The sequence below is a fragment of the Arthrobacter sp. Hiyo1 genome, assembly GCF_001263615.2.
In the GTDB taxonomy this organism is placed as follows: Bacteria; Actinomycetota; Actinomycetes; order Actinomycetales; family Micrococcaceae; genus Arthrobacter.
In genome coordinates this window covers 1,018,566-1,020,779 of sequence record NZ_DF952468.1, presented here as the reverse complement: position 1 = coordinate 1,020,779, position 2,214 = coordinate 1,018,566, and the positions used below count along the sequence as shown (strand labels likewise).

General features: G+C 63.9%; 3 protein-coding genes. All 3 read right to left on the bottom strand.

What is annotated here, in order from left to right; all coding sequences use genetic code 11:
• Positions 1 to 29: 29 nt before the first annotated feature.
• Positions 30 to 827 (bottom strand): HNH endonuclease family protein, encoded by a 798-nt coding sequence (locus AHiyo1_RS04575; protein WP_059387768.1) that lies wholly within the window; start codon positions 825 to 827, stop codon positions 30 to 32.
• 132 nt (positions 828 to 959) lie between these two features.
• Positions 960 to 1,169, bottom strand: a complete 210-nt coding sequence (locus AHiyo1_RS04570) for a hypothetical protein (protein WP_059387767.1) — start codon at positions 1,167 to 1,169, stop codon at positions 960 to 962.
• Between the two features lie 85 nt (positions 1,170 to 1,254).
• The coding region (locus tag AHiyo1_RS04565; protein WP_059387766.1) for a glyceraldehyde-3-phosphate dehydrogenase at positions 1,255 to 2,214 on the bottom strand (960 nt) is incomplete at its 5' end.

Below are 2,214 nucleotides of genomic sequence, written 5' to 3'. Positions count from 1 at the left end.
CTGAAGCGGCCGCCTCGCGGCCTCAGTTGCTACATCGCCCTGATGGTCCGCTGGCCGGGGCACGAGTCCAGGACGCGCTTCATGGCGTCCTTCTCCGCCTGGGTGACCCAGAGCCGGTAGGCGGCTTTGACGGAAACCTGCCGGGCTACGTAATGGCAGCGAAGGCCCTTGTTGGCAGGGAGCCAGCTCGCGGCGTCGCTCGCGCCTTTCTTCACGTTGGCGGGCCCGTCGACGGCAATCAGGTTGAGGGGGTCATTGGCGAGGCTTTGGCGCTGTTTGGCGGTGAGCTGCTGGGCCCCCTTCTGCCAGGCGTCCCCGAGAGCCACCACATGGTCGATCTGTACGGCTGAGCTGGTTTCGGAGCCCCTGCGGAAATGGATGTCTTCGCCGATGTACGGCTCACGCAGTTCCCCGGACGCGATCCTGCATTTCGAGCCTGCCGTGAACTCCGCTGCCGTAAGATCCCGCCTCAGGATGTCGTTCCTGGTATCGCAGCCGTTCCGGTCGACGTCGAGCCACGCCTGGCCGAATTCATTGCGGTCGTAGTTGTCCTTGGCGGCGCGCCCCTTCACGGGAAGTGCCTCCAGGGCATCAGCCGCCGAACCGAGGGGCACCGGCTGAACCGATTCCACCGGCTTCATCCACTCCGGGTCGAAGACCGGAGCTTCCGTTGGCCCGTTGACCGGGCCCTGTCCCACTGAGAACTGGCCGTCGGTGAAGAACCACCCGACGCCGGTAAGCCCACCCGCGATGATGAGAATCACCAGTACCCAGGCCTGCCGGGAGTGGCGGCGGGCACGTCGATAGGCGGCCCAGGTGGTGCTCAAGGGATTGCGTCCTTTCGGGGAGGAATACGTCCCTTGAGACTAGTTCAGGCGCTGTTCGCCGACGCTGATATCCACAGTGTGGAGGACAAGTCACAGTGTCGGAACAATCACAGCGCAAGCTGCAGGGGCGGCTTACTGCTCCCTGGTGACACGCTTCAGGTCTTCGGCGGCCAGCTCGAGAAGCGACCCCAATTGGATGACCCGCTCCTCTGAGATATCACCCGCTGCATGTGCCGCCTTGGCTTCGTCGAGCAGGCGCTGGGCTTCCTTGAGATTGGCGCGCGCCACGTCCAGTGCGTGTTCCAGGGTTGTTTCATGATCCAGAATCTTTTCGCTTTCCATGCGTCCATTCTGGTCAGGTTTCCCGGCTGATACCAGCGCATCAGCCGGGAATACCCTGTGTCTTTCCTGGCCTCGGCCTCGGCCGCTAGACGCCGGCGGGCTCCAACGTTGCCTTGGGTTCAAGGTTCACCGCGACGCCGCGTGCCGGGAACGACGGCGGGTTCACGCCGGCCATTTCTTCCATGACGCGGACGACCTGGCAGGAGTAGCCGAATTCGTTGTCGTACCAGACGTAGACCACGAGGTGCTTGTCGGTGGCGATCGTGGCGAGGCCGTCCACGATGCCTGCACGGCGGGAGCCCACGAAGTCCGTGGAGACGACCTCGGGTGAGTCGATGAAGTCGATCTGCTTGCGCAGCTCCGAGTGCAGGGACATTTCACGAAGGTAGTTGTTGACTTCGTCCTTCGTGGTTCCCTTTTCAAGGTTCAGGTTCAGGATGGCCATGGACACGTCCGGGGTGGGAACGCGGATCGCGTTGCCGGTCAGCTTGCCCTGCAGTTCCGGAAGGGCCTTCGCCACAGCCTTGGCCGCACCCGTTTCGGTGATGACCATGTTCAGGGCGGCCGAGCGGCCGCGGCGGTCACCCTTGTGGAAGTTGTCGATCAGGTTCTGGTCGTTCGTGAACGAGTGCACGGTTTCCACGTGGCCGTGGATGACGCCGAACTTGTCGTTGAGGGCCTTGAGCACCGGGGTGATGGCGTTCGTGGTGCAGGAAGCCGCGGTGACGATCGTGTCCGAGTCCTCGATGGAGGAGTGGTTGATGCCGTGGACGATGTTCTTCAGCTCGCCCTTGCCCGGAGCCGTGAGCAGCACGCGGGCCACACCCTTGCTCTGCAGGTGCTGGGACAGGCCCTCGGCGTCGCGCCAGCGGCCCGTGTTGTCCACCACCAGGGCATCCTTGATGCCGTAGGCCGTGTAGTCGACGGTGGAGGGGTTGTCCGAGTAGATGACCTGGATCTGGACGCCGTTGGCCGTGATCGTGTTGGCGGCCTCGTCCACGCGGATGGTGCCCTCGAAGGAACCGTGCACCGAGTCGCGACGCAG